The organism is Shewanella sp. 8A (genome assembly GCF_023475945.1).
Lineage (GTDB): Bacteria > Pseudomonadota > Gammaproteobacteria > Enterobacterales > Shewanellaceae > Shewanella > Shewanella xiamenensis.
Window position 1 is genome coordinate 20,907 of record NZ_JAMDJP010000012.1, and the last position, 15,914, is coordinate 36,820.

At 47.2% G+C, this 15,914-nt stretch carries 12 protein-coding genes; 9 read left to right on the plus strand and 3 right to left on the minus strand.

Translation table 11 applies throughout. The annotated features are described in order from the left end of the window. Window positions 1–34 precede the first annotated feature (34 nt). The 4 genes from folC to purF all read left to right on the plus strand — a co-directional run bounded on the left by folC (window position 35) and on the right by purF (window position 4,451). On the plus strand, window positions 35–1,333 hold the full coding sequence (gene folC, locus M0413_RS11020; protein ID WP_249554145.1) for a bifunctional tetrahydrofolate synthase/dihydrofolate synthase: 1,299 nt from the start codon (window positions 35–37) through the stop codon (window positions 1,331–1,333). Beyond that, window positions 1,326–2,156: an SPOR domain-containing protein gene (locus M0413_RS11025; RefSeq protein ID WP_037420105.1), complete on the plus strand. Its 831-nt coding sequence runs from the start codon at window positions 1,326–1,328 to the stop codon at window positions 2,154–2,156. The genes folC and M0413_RS11025 overlap by 8 nt, the downstream gene beginning before the upstream one ends. Window positions 2,157–2,266: 110 nt before the next feature. Beyond that, a complete protein-coding gene (locus tag M0413_RS11030) occupies window positions 2,267–2,755 on the plus strand; it encodes a CvpA family protein (RefSeq protein ID WP_011072963.1) in 489 nt (162 codons plus the stop codon). Between the two features lie 181 nt (window positions 2,756–2,936). Then, entirely contained in the window at window positions 2,937–4,451 is a 1,515-nt protein-coding gene (gene purF, locus M0413_RS11035; RefSeq protein ID WP_037420099.1) for an amidophosphoribosyltransferase, read from the plus strand. Window positions 4,452–4,564: 113 nt separating this feature from the next. Here the strand turns inward: purF and M0413_RS11040 are convergent, their stop codons facing one another. Together M0413_RS11040 and M0413_RS11045 are read right to left on the minus strand one after the other, a co-directional pair. Next, complete coding sequence (locus tag M0413_RS11040; protein ID WP_144345085.1) at window positions 4,565–6,049, minus strand: alanine/glycine:cation symporter family protein; 1,485 nt, start codon at window positions 6,047–6,049, stop codon at window positions 4,565–4,567. A gap of 372 nt (window positions 6,050–6,421) precedes the next feature. Continuing rightward, window positions 6,422–6,709 carry a hypothetical protein gene (locus M0413_RS11045; RefSeq protein ID WP_037420093.1) on the minus strand — a complete coding sequence of 96 codons (288 nt, stop codon included), beginning with the start codon at window positions 6,707–6,709 and terminating at the stop codon, window positions 6,422–6,424. Window positions 6,710–6,910: 201 nt separating this feature from the next. On the opposite strand from M0413_RS11045, the gene M0413_RS11050 reads away from it, so the two are divergent. Together M0413_RS11050 and M0413_RS11055 are read left to right on the plus strand one after the other, a co-directional pair. Next, window positions 6,911–9,043, plus strand: coding sequence for a DNA topoisomerase III (locus tag M0413_RS11050; RefSeq protein WP_249554146.1), 2,133 nt, complete (start codon window positions 6,911–6,913; stop codon window positions 9,041–9,043). A gap of 249 nt (window positions 9,044–9,292) precedes the next feature. Then, complete coding sequence (locus tag M0413_RS11055) at window positions 9,293–10,462, plus strand: porin (RefSeq protein ID WP_144345087.1); 1,170 nt, start codon at window positions 9,293–9,295, stop codon at window positions 10,460–10,462. A 90-nt stretch (window positions 10,463–10,552) separates the two neighbouring features. Here M0413_RS11055 and M0413_RS11060 read toward each other — a convergent pair whose 3' ends face one another. Beyond that, on the minus strand, window positions 10,553–12,079 hold the full coding sequence (locus tag M0413_RS11060) for a sigma-54 interaction domain-containing protein (protein WP_088585382.1): 1,527 nt from the start codon (window positions 12,077–12,079) through the stop codon (window positions 10,553–10,555). Window positions 12,080–12,244: 165 nt separating this feature from the next. Between M0413_RS11060 and M0413_RS11065 the strand changes: the two genes are divergently transcribed. From M0413_RS11065 to M0413_RS11075, 3 genes are read left to right on the plus strand one after another with little or no spacing between them, the layout of a single operon-like run. Continuing rightward, window positions 12,245–13,798, plus strand: a complete 1,554-nt coding sequence (locus M0413_RS11065) for a flavocytochrome c (protein WP_047539251.1) — start codon at window positions 12,245–12,247, stop codon at window positions 13,796–13,798. Between the two features lie 35 nt (window positions 13,799–13,833). Next, window positions 13,834–15,471 carry an HAL/PAL/TAL family ammonia-lyase gene (locus M0413_RS11070; RefSeq protein ID WP_172587743.1) on the plus strand — a complete coding sequence of 546 codons (1,638 nt, stop codon included), beginning with the start codon at window positions 13,834–13,836 and terminating at the stop codon, window positions 15,469–15,471. Window positions 15,472–15,513: 42 nt separating this feature from the next. Continuing rightward, entirely contained in the window at window positions 15,514–15,897 is a 384-nt protein-coding gene (locus M0413_RS11075) for a cytochrome c3 family protein (protein WP_224021916.1), read from the plus strand. Window positions 15,898–15,914 lie beyond the last annotated feature (17 nt).

The window sequence follows — 15,914 nt, forward strand, 5'->3', positions numbered from 1 at the left end:
AGCTTAAATGCGTTTCGAAGGAAGGAAATAACCGATGACCATAGCCCCAAGTGAATTGACAGCCTTAGTTGCGCCAGGAGCAAACGCGCCACTGGATCAATGGCTCGCGTATTTATTATCGATTCACCCAACCGAAATCGACATGGGATTAACTCGGGTTTCTAAGGTTGCCGAGCGCCTTAATGTATTGGATTTAGGGCCAAGTCAAATTGTCACTGTTGCTGGCACCAATGGTAAAGGCACGACCTGCGCCATGCTAGAGAACATCCTGCGTTTATCTGGGTTGACGGTGGGCGTCTACAGCTCGCCCCATATGCTCAAATACAATGAAAGGGTGCGCATCAACGGTCAGGACGCCAGCGATGGCGCCTTTGTAGCGGCTTTTGAACAGATTGAAGCGGCACGTGGCGAGATTTCGCTGACCTTTTTCGAATATGCCACCTTGGCGGGCTTAATCCTATTTAAAGCGGCCAAGCTGGATGTGGTGATCTTAGAAGTCGGTCTTGGCGGCCGTTTAGATGCCACTAACATGATTGATGCTGATATCAGCGTCGTGACCTCGGTTGATTTAGACCATGAGGCGTATTTGGGTAATACCCGTGAGCTGGTTGGCCGCGAAAAGGCGGGGATTTTTCGCCAAGGAAAACCTGCCATTGTCGGCGAGCCAAACTTGCCCCATACCGTCAATGATGTCGCCCAACACCTAGGCGCCAAGTTGTATCGAGTCGGGACAGAATTTACCTATCAGCAAAATGGCAACACTTGGGACTATCAAGGGCAAGTACTTAAATTAACACAGCTTAGTCTCCCCACATTGCCATTACCCAATGCTGCGACAGTGATTGCCATTGTCGAACAGGGTTGGCCACATATTTCTGCCGATATTATTGCCAAAGGCATCAGCAGCGCCCGTTTAACTGGACGTTTGGAGCAAGTCAGCGAACAGCCGCTGATTTTACTCGATGTGGCTCATAATCCCCATGCTGCAAGGTTTTTAGTCAAGCAACTCACGCCCATCGTCGCGGGTAAGCGAGTGTTTGCCCTGTGCGGTATGCTAAAGGATAAGGATATTGGCGGCGTATTACCTGTGGTTTCGCCCTTAATTGACACTTGGTACTTAGTGAGTTTACAGGGCGAGCGTGGCGCTAATGCCAGCTTGCTACGTCAAACCTTAGCTCAAGACTGCAAGGCCCTCGAATTCGAGGATATCGCCACGGCTTGGACGGCATTAAAAGCGCAAATTCAACCCGATGATGTGGTAATTGTGTTTGGCTCCTTTTACACTGTGGCAGGTTTTAAGTCTCTCTTTAAGCAGGATAACCGTTTTGTCTAGCCAGTTTCATAATCGATTAGTCGGCACTGTGGTGCTGGTCGCCCTCGGGGTGATTTTTTTGCCGGATATTTTAGACGGTAAGAAGGAGCGGCAAGAGGAGCAATTTGCCGAAATTCCCTTACGTCCTACCGCGATAGCGCATAAAAATGCCGATGACACGTTTGAAGTGCTATCTGCGCAAGAAGTGGATGGCAAAGATGTTATGCCAGAAGAGCCTTCTCCCAATGATGAGGCGACATTAGCGCAGGCAGTGGGTGCGGATGCTAAGCCAGAGTCTAAACCTGAGTCTGCATCTGAACCCGTGCAAGCTGCGGCTAAGGAGCAACTTAAGCCACAGGCCGTACAAACTGATGCCAAGGCTGAGTTGAAGGAAACGGCAAAAACTGAAACGGCAAAGTCTGAACCTAAAAAAGATGCGCCTAAGCCTGCGATAGCTAAAACCGAACCTAAAAAGCCAGAGGTTAAACCAACCACGGTTGCAAAAGCTGAAAAGCCTAAGGCCGAAACGGCGAAAACTGAATCTGCAAAACCTGCCAAAGACGATGGCATAAAAGTGGTGAGTCGTGATTCATTAAAGCCCGGACTTACCCTGCAACTGGGCGCATTTAGCAATGCCGCCAATGTGAAAGCGCTAGTGGCGCAGTTGCGTAAAAGTGGTTACAAGGCGTACACAATTCCAGACACACCAAAGGATGGCGTGTTGACTAAAGTGTTTGTGGGGCCAGATGTGTCAGAAGTTAAGTTGAAGAAAATACAAGAAGAAGTTGAAAGTCTGACACGTTTAAAAGGTCGGATTGTGCCTTTTAATCCGTTGGAGTCTTAATGCAGAACTGCCGAGGCTGAAATAATTTATTTACCTCTCTAGGGGTGAGAATCGTTTCAGTCTCTGGTAGAATCGCGCCGTCTTAAAGCCTATGCTGGAAAGCCATCTCAATGGTTTGGATTGATTACGCTATCATCTTCGTTATCGGGTTATCGACTCTTATTAGTCTGATCCGTGGATTTGCCAAAGAAGCCATGTCGTTAGTGGTATGGTTTGCTGCTTTCTTTGTTGCCAGTCAATTTTACCAAGACCTCGCCATCCATCTGACACAAATGAACGATGAGATGCTGCGCAATGGTGTTTCTATTGCCATTCTTTTTATCACCACATTAATACTCGGTGCCCTTATCAATTACATCATTGGGCAATTAGTGGTTAAAACCGGATTATCTGGCACTGACAGACTTTTAGGTCTGTGTTTCGGTGCTATTAGGGGTGCGTTGATTGTCAGCGCGCTGCTGTTTTTTATGGATGCTTTTACAGGCTCACCTAACGCCCAATGGTGGAAGGATTCTGTATTAGTGCCCGAATTTGGCGTTGTCATCCAGTGGTTCTTTAACTATTTGGAAAACACCTCCAGCTTTGTACCCAAACTATAAAAAAGACAATAAATTTATCCTAAGTGATGAAAAATAAGTCTGCCTTGAACTCTGTCGCGCTATTGGTGCAGACTCAAATCGAGGCGAAGGTCGCTGGTCAAATGGCTGGGGAGTTACTTCGTGTTTTACTTATATTTCACATGAAAGGGCATAGAACATCTTACAATGAGGAAGCTTACCCATGTGTGGTATCGTCGGAATAGTTGGCCAATCATCGGTTAATCAGACCATTTATGATGCACTGACTGTGCTTCAACACAGAGGTCAGGATGCGGCAGGTATTGTCACCGTTGATCGTGGTGCTTTCAGACTACGTAAAGCCAATGGTCTGGTCAAAGACGTATTTGAAGTCAAACACATGCAGCGCTTACAGGGCAATGCGGGCATTGGTCATGTGCGTTATCCTACTGCTGGCAGTTCCAGCGCGTCAGAGGCGCAACCTTTCTATGTTAACTCGCCATTTGGGATTTCATTAGCCCATAACGGTAACTTAACCAACACGCTTGAATTGGCCGAAGGCCTGATTAAAAAGCGTCGCCATGTGAATACCACATCCGACTCCGAAGTGTTGTTAAACCTGCTCGCCGATGAGCTACAAAAAACCACGAGCTTAGCACTGACGGCTGATGAAGTGTTTGACACTATCGCTAAAGTGCATGAGCAAGCCCGTGGCGCTTATGCCGTTGTGGCGTTGATTGTTGGCCAAGGTTTAGTGGCGTTTCGTGATCCTTTCGGCATTCGCCCCTTAGTGCTGGGTAAGCACGAAACCCCAACTGGCACTGAATATATGGTTGCCTCTGAGAGTGTGGCACTCGATGCTGTCGGCTTTGAAGTGATGCGTGATGTCGCGCCGGGTGAAGCGATTTATATTTCCCTCGACGGTAATCTTTATACTCGCCAATGTGCAAAAGAGCCAAGCTACTCGCCCTGTATCTTCGAATTTGTGTATTTTGCGCGTCCAGATTCGACTATCGATAATGTCTCGGTTTACGCCAGCCGCGTGAACATGGGTGCCAAGCTCGGTGAAAAGATCAAAAAAGAATGGTACGACCATGATATTGACGTGGTGATCCCAATTCCGGAAACCTCATGCGATATCGCATTAGAAATCGCCCGTTGCATGGACTTACCTTACCGCCAAGGTTTTGTGAAAAACCGTTATATCGGCCGTACCTTTATTATGCCTGGCCAACAAGAGCGTAAAAAATCGGTACGCCGTAAACTCAATGCCATCAACACTGAGTTTAAAGGTAAGAATGTCCTGTTAGTCGATGACTCTATTGTACGTGGTACTACTTCAGAGCAAATCATTGAGATGGCCCGTGAAGCAGGGGCGAAGAAAGTGTACTTTGCTTCGGCTGCACCAGAAATTCGTTTCCCAAACGTGTACGGTATCGACATGCCAACCTCGAATGAGCTTATCGCACACGGTCGTGATGCCGATGAAATTGCTAAGCTTATCGGCGCCGATGGCATTATCTTCCAAAATCTGCCGGATCTGGTCGAAGCGGTGAGAATGGAAAACCCAGAGATCAAACGTTTCGAAACGTCAGTATTTGATGGTCACTACATCACCAACGACGTTGATCAGTCCTATCTCGATCATTTAACGCAGCTTCGTAACGATGATGCCAAAGCTGACCGCAATAAGGATATTGGCACTAACCTTGAGTTACACAACGTCTGCCATCCATAAGACGAAACGCTTAAGATGAAAGAGTGTGCTTGGCGTTAAGCGTCGGCACACTTTAAAATACACAATAAAAAGCCAGTGATAAGTCACTGGCTTTTTGTTTGGAATTTTAAGCCTTAGGAGATTTTTGGATTCTCGTTGGATTGGCTCTGTGTTAGCTCATCCTGCGCATTTTTACGTTCAACCCAATAGTCCGCATGGTGAATACCGAGTTTTTCAGGATCAAACTGTGGCTCAATACCTTGTTTTTGTTGAGATTCATAATCTTTAAGACAAGTGAAGGCAATTTTTTGCAGGAGAATAATGGCAATAATGTTTAACCACGCCATAATTCCCACACCAATATCACCCATCCCCCAAGCCAAGTCTGCGGTTTTCACTGTGCCATAGACTGTGGAGGCCATTAGCACGACTTTCAGTACCACTGTAAGCCAAGGACGATTCACTTTGCGATTGATATAAGCGATGTTTGTTTCGGCAATATAGTAGTAGGCCACAATGGTGGTGAAGGCGAAGAAGAATAGCGCAACGGCGACGAACATATTACCAAAGCCTGGCATCATGCTTTCCATTGCGGTTTGTACATAACCAGGGCCCGCCGCAATCCCCGCAATCCCGGTATAAAGCGCTGCGCCATCAGGGCCCTGCACATTATACAGGCCTGTGATCAGCAGCATAAAGCCAGTGGCTGAGCAGACGAACAGGGTATCAACATACACTGAGAAGGCTTGCACTAACCCTTGTTTGGCTGGATGACTCACTGCGGCGGCAGAAGAAGCGTGCGGCCCAGTACCTTGACCCGCTTCGTTGGAGTAAATACCGCGTTTTACCCCCCACATAATCGCAAGACCTAAAATCGCACCAAAGCCTGCATCGAGTCCGAAGGCACTTTTTAGGATCAGCAGAATAATGTCGGGCAGCTGGTCAATGTTAAGGGCGATAATCACGCAGGCGACAATGATATAGCCGAGCGCCATAAAAGGCACTACAGTACTGGCGAACTGCGCAATCCGTTTCACCCCTCCAAAAATAATAAAACCTAATAGCATCGCAAGAATGGCTGCTGTGACATTAGGGTCAATATTGAAGGCGGTTTTTAAGCTTGAACCAATCGAGTTGGCTTGTACCCCAGGCAGTAAAATCCCGCAGGCAAAAATGGTCGCAATGGCAAATGTCCAAGCGTACCACTTCATGCCTAAGCCTTTTTCAATATAAAAGGCGGGGCCGCCGCGGTACTCACCGTTGATTTTTTCTTTGTAGACTTGTCCTAAGGTGGATTCAACGAATGCTGAGCTTGCGCCCAGAAACGCTACCATCCACATCCAAAAAAGAGCGCCAGGGCCACCAAAGGTAATCGCCGTGGCAACACCAGCGATATTACCAGTACCAACACGACCGGCTAAGGTCATGGCTAAAGCTTGGAAGGAAGACACGCCAGCATCGGTGCTTTTGCCATCAAACATTAGACGGATCATTTCGGGTAAATGACGTAACTGTAAAAAGCGTGAGCGCAGGGAGAAAAAGAGTCCTACACCGAGGCAAAGATAAACGAGCGCGGGACTCCAGACGATATTGTTGACCGCATTAACAATCTCATTCATATAATTCAACTCCAATATTCTGTTGTTTTTTGCAGAGTTTTTAAGATTTTTTTAGGTGATTTTGGGTACTAAACAGCCAATTAGGCCTAAGGTTAAAACGCGTGTGTGCGTCCAAGAGCTTCAACATAACGATTTTTTTAGTCACTTCATAGCTAAAGTTGTTAAATATTTGATAATTTAACGTTCTTTATTTGATGGGGTTACTGAGGAGCTTTATTTTGCAGCGTTTTATCTCTGCTGCATTGAGATTTGTAATCTAGCAACTTGAATCATTGAGAAAAGCGGGGGAGATAAGGCGAATTGATTGAGACTATTAACTCAGCCAAAGTGGATAGCGGGGACGGTATTTGTGCAAGGCAAAGAAAACTTGGCTTAAATTACCAGCCATAACAGCATCCACAGTCCAAATAGCCATGCCAGACTACGGCGGCTAACGCGATGTTTTAATAGCAAAGATAGACTTACAGCTACAGGTAGAAACAGGATAAAAGCCCAAGAGAGGAACGGAACCTCAAGATTTAATGTTTCAAGACCCATCCCACAAAGCAGACTTAATGCCAGTAATAAGAGGCTATGAAATAGCATTAATTGATTGAATCTTAATACTAGTGCTGGTTTAAATGCGGGTTTAGCATGATAGGGCAAGGTCAGTGTATTCATCTCTTTTTCCTGATTCCTCTTTAAGTGATGGAAGGAATAATAAATCTAGATGAGAACCATTCTCAACTAAATTTACATAGCTTTAGTGTTCAGTTAGAGCTAAACGAGCTAAATTGGCTCTCGAGCTAAAGAAGGCTGTTTGCACTATTGTCTGCTTTGGGCTAAATTACACTGTAATTATATCCAGTGTTTAATGTAGATATGATCCTCTATATTGCTGAAAAACCAAGTCTTGGGCGTGCAATCGCCGATGTGCTACCAAAACCCCACAAAAAAGGTGACGGGTTTATTGAAGACGCCCAAGGAAACTGCGTGTCTTGGTGTGTTGGGCATTTGCTTGAACAGGCCGAGCCCGATGCCTATAACCCCGAGTTCAAATCGTGGAAGTTTGAACATTTACCCATAGTGCCCGAGAAGTGGCAGCTTAAACCTAAGGTCGCGACCCGTAGCCAACTCACTGTACTTAAAAAGCTGGTAAAACAGGCCGATACCTTAGTGAATGCGGGTGATCCAGACAGGGAAGGGCAATTATTGGTTGATGAAGTAATCGCCTATTTGGGCGTGACGGGCGATAAATTACAGCAAACGCAGCGACTCCTTATCAGCGACTTAAACCCGCAGGCGGTGAAACGTGCCTTGTCGCAACTTCGTAGTAACCGTGAGTTTATTCCTTTGTCTACTTCTGCACTTGCCCGGAGCCGTGCCGATTGGCTCTATGGCATGAATATGACACGGGCCTACACCATCCAAGGGAAAAAGGTCGGCTATCAGGGCGTGCTATCCGTCGGTCGAGTGCAAACCCCGCTCCTTGGGCTTATCGTGCGCCGCGATGAGGAAATCGCGCGATTTCAATCTAAACCCTTTTATGAAGTCTTAGCGCATTTAGTAACGGATAAACAACAATCTTTCACTGCGAAGTGGCAACCCAGTGAAGCCTGTTTACCTTATATGGACGAAGAAGGGCGAGTGCTTGCTAAGGGCTTAGCACAAAATGTGGTGCGTCGGATCACCGATAAACCCGCCAAAGTGACCCAGTTAAGCACTAAGGATAAACAGCAGAATCCGCCATTACCCTACAGCTTATCGGCACTGCAAATTGATGCAGCCAAGCGGTTTGGGATGAGCGCTAAGGACGTGCTCGATACCTGCCAGAGTTTATATGAGCGCCATAAGCTGATTACCTACCCGCGCTCTGACAGCCGCTATTTACCTACAGAGCAACATGGTCTAGCAAGCAGTGTATTAGCGGCCATTATGGGGGGGGCGCCCGAGTTAGTCGCACACGCTGAGGCGCCGAATCCTCGGCTTAAATCTAAGGCGTGGGATGATAAAAAAGTCGATGCCCACCACGCCATTATTCCAACGGAAAAACAGCCCAATTTAGGCAGTTTAAGCCAGCGGGAAAGGCAGCTTTATCTACATATTGCCCGCCAGTATTTGGCGCAGTTTTACCCCGCCTATTGCTACAGTGAAACGGCGGTCGAAGTGACCATTGAAGGTGGTCTCTTTAAAACGAAGGCTAGACAGGATAAATCCCTAGGTTGGAAACAACTGTTTGCACGGGAAGCTGATGAACATAAAGAGTCTATGGGGCGAGAATCGCTTCAAAATACTGATGATAAAAGTACCGATAAGGATGCAGAAGATGAGGTGTTTTGTGGCATTTTACCGCCTTTAGCCCTAGGACAAATCCTTCACTGCAACCAAGGTGAATTGGTCGAGAAGCAAACTCAGCCCCCCAAAGCCTTTACCGATGCGACCTTGCTGAGCGCCATGACGGGGATTAATCGTTATGTGACTGACCCCGAGACCCGCAAAATTTTAAAGGAAACCGATGGCTTAGGGACGGAAGCGACCCGCGCAGGCATTATTGAACTGCTATTTAAACGGGGATTTATTCAGCGTCTGGGAAAGTCGATTGTGGCAACTGAGGTGGGTAAAGGTTTAATCAATAGCTTACCCCTTAGTGCCACCACGCCCGATATGACGGCGCTGTGGGAGGCAAGCCTAAATGGCATCTGCCATAAGGAAATCTCTTATCAAGGATTTATGCAGCCACTGTTGGGGACGCTAAATCACTTAATCGAAAATGCGGGCGCCCAATTACCCTCAGCCCTCAATGGCTTAAAAGGACAGGGTTTTAAGCGAGCAGCTAAAAAGTCCGGCTATCAAAAAGCTGGAAACAAAGGCGCTGCTGGCGGGAAAAAAGCCGGAACGGGCGCTAAAAAAGGAAATGCTAGAAATTCAGCCGCAGCATCTTCCACATCCACATCCACAACAGCTAAACCGACCGTCCCTAGACGGCGAACGAGCAAAGCGACCGCCCAAGCCTGATGACACAAATGTAATCAAACTGTCGCTAATGTTCGCGATTTGGTAACGATATTTAATTTATTCCGCGATATTTAATTACCGCCAATCACGTTATTTCGTGATTGGCCGATCCACTTCTAAAAAATACCTCGAAACTCAGCTTTTCTGCGCCGTGGCATGCTAACTGCTTTGCCTTGGCCGGAGAATATAATAAGCCAATCAAATCATAAGATTATTTATGATTTAGCGGAATGAATAGGTATAGATGATATGAAAAAGAAATTGCTTGCAGTGATGATCCCCGCGATGTTACTCACAGGTACAACTCATGCGGTCGAGCTGTATAACGATCAAACCAATAGCGTCAATATGATGGGGTGGTTAGGCTTTGCGGCGTTAAATGATGGTCATGAAACCTCAGTTATCGATAACTTTTCCCGGGTGGGATTTCGTTTTGACCGCCAAGAGAAAAACGGCTGGCGCTCCTTTGCCCATACTGAATGGGGTATTAATATGGTCACCAGCGACGATGGTCTAATTTATACCCAAGGCCAAGGTGGCGGCCAATTATCCGCTTCAAAAACCTCAGATTTCCTATTTAACCGCTTAGGTTATGTTGGCATGTCGCACGACAAATGGGGCACCCTCAGCTTTGGTAAGCAGTGGGGAGCTTACTACGATGTTGCCTATACCACGGATGTGCTCAATGCGTTTACTGGCTGGTCGGTCGGTGCTTATACCTTCGGTGATGGTGGGTTAACGGGGGCTGGACGTGCCGATGCGGCGCTGCAATACCGTAATACTTTTGGCAATCTACATATCGCGGTGCAATACGCTTCTAAGCAAAATAGCGATGTAGCAATTTATGACAACCAGGGTCACGCCTTAAACGATGGTTCTGAGCTGAGCTTCGACCCAAGCTATGGTGCGAGTGCGACTTACTATTTCACTGATAAATTTAAGGTGTTAGCAGGTTTTAACCGTGGCGACTTCACTGGCAATCTTGCGGGTAAAGACGTAGACAACACCAACCAAATCATCGGTATCGGCGCACAATACGGCAGTTTCTATCAATATGCACCGGGTCGTGATGCTAAGGGATTGTATGTTGGTTTTAACGCCCATAAGAGTGAGCAAAACGAGTTAGTGGGGGGCGAATTGTACGACTCAACTGGTGCTGAATTTATCGTCGCCTACCACTATGACAACGGATTCGTACCTAGCCTATTGCTGACTTACCAAGATTTGGATACCGATGAAAACACGGCAATTCAAGGTAAATGGACCCGTCAGTTTGCCGTGCTTGGTCTGCATTATCGCTATAGCCGCGACACCATCATGTATGCCGAAGCCAAAATCGATTTCAGCGATATGGACGATAAAGCCTACGAAGACCTACAAGATAACAACTACGCCGTTGGTATTCGTTATTTCTTCTAAGTTCAATGACTTGAGCGACTAATTCGGCAGCATAAATCAAAGGCCACAGATTGTGGCCTTTATTATAACTATCCATTTCTACTCAAAGAGTTAAACAATCCCTAACTTCTTCATTTTACTGCGCAGGGTATTAGCATTGATATCCAGTAATTCAGCGGCACCGCCCGGGCCATAGAGTTTACCCCCCGTGATCCTTAAGGCATGGTTGATGTATTTTTTGGTCATCACCTCTAGCGGCACCAGCTTATCGCTGGCATGGCTTGGATCGATAATCACGGTTTGATTTGATGGGGTTTTCACTTCTTCACAGTGTTGTGGAACCAGAAAACGAAAGTCAAGCGGACCTGCAGGATGCTGGATCATGGCGCGCTCAAGCACATTGATAAGTTCTCGCACATTGCCGGGCCAGCCATATTGATTGAGGATATTCAACTGTTCTGGTGCAATCCTTGGTAACTGCGGCAAATTAAACTTGGCACTGAGCTGCTCGACAAAATGTTGCACTAACAGAGGAATATCTGTGCGTCTTTGTCTGAGTGACGGGATCTCGATGGGGAAAATCGCCAGTCGATACCAGAGATCTTCACGGAACACTTCTCTGTGCACCATAGCTTGAAGGTTTCTGTGGGTCGCCGCGATAATACGAATATCAAGTTGCACTGCATCGTGGCCGCCAACACGGGTGATACAACTATTTTGTAGAACCCTGAGTAGTCTAACTTGGGCTGAAAGCGGTAGCTCGCCAATCTCATCCAAGAAAATTGTGCCGCCGTTGGCTTGTTCGAAGTAACCAATTTTGCGCGAATCGGCACCTGTAAATGCGCCTTTTTCATAACCAAAAAGCTCGGAGTCAATCAAGGTATCAGGGATAGCGCCACAGTTAACCTTGATAAAAGGTTTACCCGAACGTTCCGACAGCTCGTGAATGGCGTTGGCGATGACTTCTTTACCGCAGCCGGTTTCTCCCAGCATTAACACTGTGGTGTTGATTTTGGCGATGGATTGCACCTGCTGCATCACCTGTTTTAGGCCCGAATTGGCACCAACCACGCCATTTTGAATATCTAAAGTGCGGCGCAGACTGACGTTTTGTTTTGAGAGCGCTTCATTTTCTTTGAGTAAGTTTCGATCCCTTAAATTTAGCGCCGTGATCAGCGCTAAGTTCTGCATATGCGGCGCGATTAAGTCGGCGTGACGTGGTCTAAATACCCCTGTCGTTTTGGCGTAAAAGCCAACAATTCCAAGATGAGTATTTTCTATCGACATTCGCAGGATAATCAGTGACCGAATATCTTTAATCACCTGAGGTGCGACTAATGCAGTAACAGGATCATGCTCAATATCATTAACAATTCTAACCCTTGGTCGCTCGGGATCTTCTAAGTATTGCGCCATTTTTTCAGGAATTTGGACACGCTTATCGAGCGTACAACATTGGGTGTCATCTACATGGGCAATAAACTGTATATCATTAAATTGTTTGCGGAAAATGTTCACAAATAGCCCATCAATGGGCAGTTCATCCCGAATAAACTCAAAGTAGCTCTGTAGGGATTTCTCCAGTTGCAGACTACTACAGAGCCTTAGGGTTGATTCGTAATAAAAGTGTTTTTCCATTGATATTTCAAGTTGATCACTAAGTATCGTGATTGTAGATCTTTATATTTCGTGATTTTGTGCCTGCAATCAAAATTCACCACTTAAATACCTCCTTTTAGGTGCTTGGCACAGCACCTGCACTTTCATGCTGACAAGTTTCAGTGATTATTGAAGGAAATCAGCATGAGTAAAACCCAAGATATTAATGCGGGGCGTCGCCAGTTATTAAAGGGAGGCATGGTCATGGCCGCAGGGCTGGGGGCAAGTATGGCGCTGCCTGCCACAGCAAGTTGTAATTCGGCCCCTGTCAGCTTTGATGAAATAGTGGATGTGCTGGTTGTTGGCAGCGGTTTTGCTGGTATGTCAGCAGCACTGCAAGCCAGAGAGGCCGGTGTGAGCGTGATGATTATCGATAAAATGCCTGTCTTTGGTGGCAACTCGACCATCAACGGCGGTGCGATGGCGGTAGCAGGTTCTGTCCTACAGAAGCAGGCTGGGATTGAAGACTCAGTCGATGCCATGGTCGAAGACATGTTACGGGCAGGCCGCGGCATGAACGATGTTGAAATGCTTAAACTGGTGTGCAACGGCACAGCAGAATCTTGCCAATGGCTAATTGATTACGGTGTTCACTGGAAGCCCTTTGTACAACATTTTGGCGGTCACTCAGTACAACGGGTACTGCAAACCGTCGAAAGCTCAGGTGCAGGCATTATTCGTCCCTTGATCAAAGCTGCGCGTGACAAGGGCGTGGTCATGAAAAATCAGACCAAGCTCGAAGGCTTTGTAAAAGATGAGGCTGGGCGGGTGATCGGTGTCGAAGTTCGTGAAGGTTTTTATTTTCCTAATGAGCGCACGGGTAAAATACGCCGTATCGGCGCGCGCCGTGGCGTGATTATGGCGACCGGTGGTTTTGGCCGTGATATCGAATACCGCATGATGCAATTACCTGAGTTAAATAGTGATTTAGATTCAACCAACCATGCAGGTGCCACCTCTGAGGCACTCAAGCAAATGATGCTGATTGGGGCCAATCCCATTCATTTAGACCAAATTCAACTCGGTCCCTGGGCATCTCCTGACGAGAAGGGGTTTGGCACGGCTTCACAATTCAACACTATTGCCACTTATCCCCACGGCATTGTTGTCGATGTACGCACCGGCGAGCGTTTCTTCAATGAATTAGCCGACCGTAAGGCGCGGGCCGACGCCATTATGACCAGACGAGATGAAAAGGGACAGCCTGTCTACCCCATTGGCTTTACTAATGCCGCTGGTGCCAGCAAAGCGCAAACCCTAGATTGGGGACTGAAATATAACGTCATCAGCAAAGCCGAGACCTTAGACGAACTGGCTGCTATTTACGGCATGCCTGCTAAGGCGTTAAAGGCGCAAGTCGAGCGCTGGAATGAGGCGGTTAAGACTGGTGTAGATAAAGAATTCGATCGCCCAATGCAAGAGGCCATCGTGCTAGACAAAGGACCTTGGTATGCGGTGCGCATGTGGCCGAAGGTGCATTACTGCATGGGCGGCGTGAAGGTAAATACCCAATCCGAAGTGCTGCATTTGGTCAGCAATAAAGCCATCCCCGGATTATATGCCGCTGGCGAAGCAACCGGTGGTATCCACGGTGCAAGTCGATTAGGTGCCTGTGCCGTTGCTGAAGGGGTGGTGACGGGGCGTAACGCTGGCCGTAACTGCGCCGCAGCGAGTGCTGTGACACTTAAGCAAGCCTAGATTTTACTAAATATAACAAAATGTTGGAGATGATTATGAATAAATCAGTGTTGATGGCTTCACTCACCTTGAGCTTACTCTCAGGCAGTGCGTTAGCGATGGAGCAAGTCGTGCTTGATGGTAAACATTTAACCCAAGACCAAGCTTGGGCAATTGCCGATGGCGCTAAAGTAAAAATTGCTCCACAAGCGAAAACCCAATTAGTGAAAGCACACGAGCTATTGATGGAAGCCGCACGTCTAGGTAAACCCGTTTATGGTCTAACCGTAGGTGTTGGACTTAATAAAGACCACAAACTGTTCGATGCTAATGGCAAATTGAGTGATGCAGTACTCGATGCCTCAAGAAGTTTTAACTTTAGTACTTTTCGTGCTCATAGTGCAGGCGTGGGTGACGCTGCGCCCATCCGCTTAACACGTTTGGCATTAGCTGTGCGGTTAAATACTATGCTAGCCGGACAAACCGGTGTGCAGCCTGTGGTGGCAGAGCTTTATGAAGCTTATCTTAACAAGGGGTTGACACCTGTGATCCCAGCCAAGGGCACGGTAGGTGAGGCGGACATTCTACTCTCATCCCATGTCGGTTTAGCAATGGTTGGCGAGTGGGAAGTATTCTATAAAGGTCAGCGTGTTAGCAGTAAAGAGGCGATGGCTGATGCGGGCATTACGCCATTAGTCCCAATGGGAAAAGATGCGCTGTCGATTTTATCTAACAACGCCTTTGCTGTGGCGTATGCAATGCAAGGTTACCGCGAGGCGAAGCAACTATTGGCCGTGTCGCCCACCGTCTTTGGCTTAAGCCTTGAGGGATTAAACGGCAACGTGGCGCCATTCTTGCCACAAACCAATGATATCCGTCCGTTCCCATATATTAAAACCGCCACGAGTGACATCTTAAAACAACTCGATGGCAGCTATTTATGGCAGCTGAATGATGAGCGTCCCTTGCAGGATCCGCTGAGTTTTAGAACGACAGCTTATACTTTTGCTGGCGCCGAACAGGCCTTAGCTTCATTGGATGAAGTACTCAATATCCAAATCAACCATTCAGATGATAACCCCGCAGTAATTGTGGGTGCCTCAAACCAGTATGCGCAGTTCCCACAAGTGGCTAAGTATTTGGTTGAAGGACAGGGCGGGGTATTCCCAACCACTAACTTCGAGCCGCTGCCTGTGGCTCTCGCGGTGCAAAACCTGAGTGTGGCCTTGACCCATGTGTCCCATAACAGTGTGATGCGGACCATTCATTTGTCCGATGAACACTTTACTAAGCTGACGCGCTTCCTAAGTGCGCCTGAAAACCAAGGCCATGCCTTTGGTGCAATTCAAAAAGCCTTTGTGGATATGCAAGTGCGTAACAAGCAGTTAGCGACGCCAGTCTCCTTCGATGGGATTTCTATCGCTGGTGGTATTGAAGATACCTTCACTAACCTTAAGTTAGCCTCGGATAACCTGATCCAAATCGTGGATAACACGCGAGTCATCTATGGTTTAGAGCTGCTACATTCAACTCAAGCGATTGATTTACGTAAACAAGCGAACCCTGAGCTGCAACTTGGTAAAGCGACGCAAGCCATGTACAAGGCTTACCGCGAGAAAGTGCCTTTTGTTGCGAAAGATCGCCCATTCACGCCGGATATCCAAGCGTCGACTGACTTTATTACACACTATTAATCTGCGATGCGGGGCACCATGCCCCGCCCTAGGAAGACTCTGATGTTAAAACCCGTATTTATTCTATTACTCGGTGCCATACTGGCAGCACCTATGGCTGCTAATGCAATGAATATCAAGGATTACCATAAAGAGGTAATGACTGGAGCCGATGGTAAAGTCGATTGTGCGGCATGCCACGGTGATGCAAAACGTAAAACCGTTCCTGATGCTGCGACTTGCAGTCGTTGTCATGGATCACCCGAGGAAGTGGCTAAGTTGACTGCGCGCCCTGCGGATGCGGGTCATTCGGTTGAGCCGAATCCCCATAACAGTCTGCACTATGGTACTGATCTGCCTTGTACTTACTGCCATCAGGAACACAAAGAAAGTAAAGTCTATTGCAATCAATGCCATGAGTTTACTTATCCTCAAATGAAACGTTAATTTCATCCTCGTTAAAC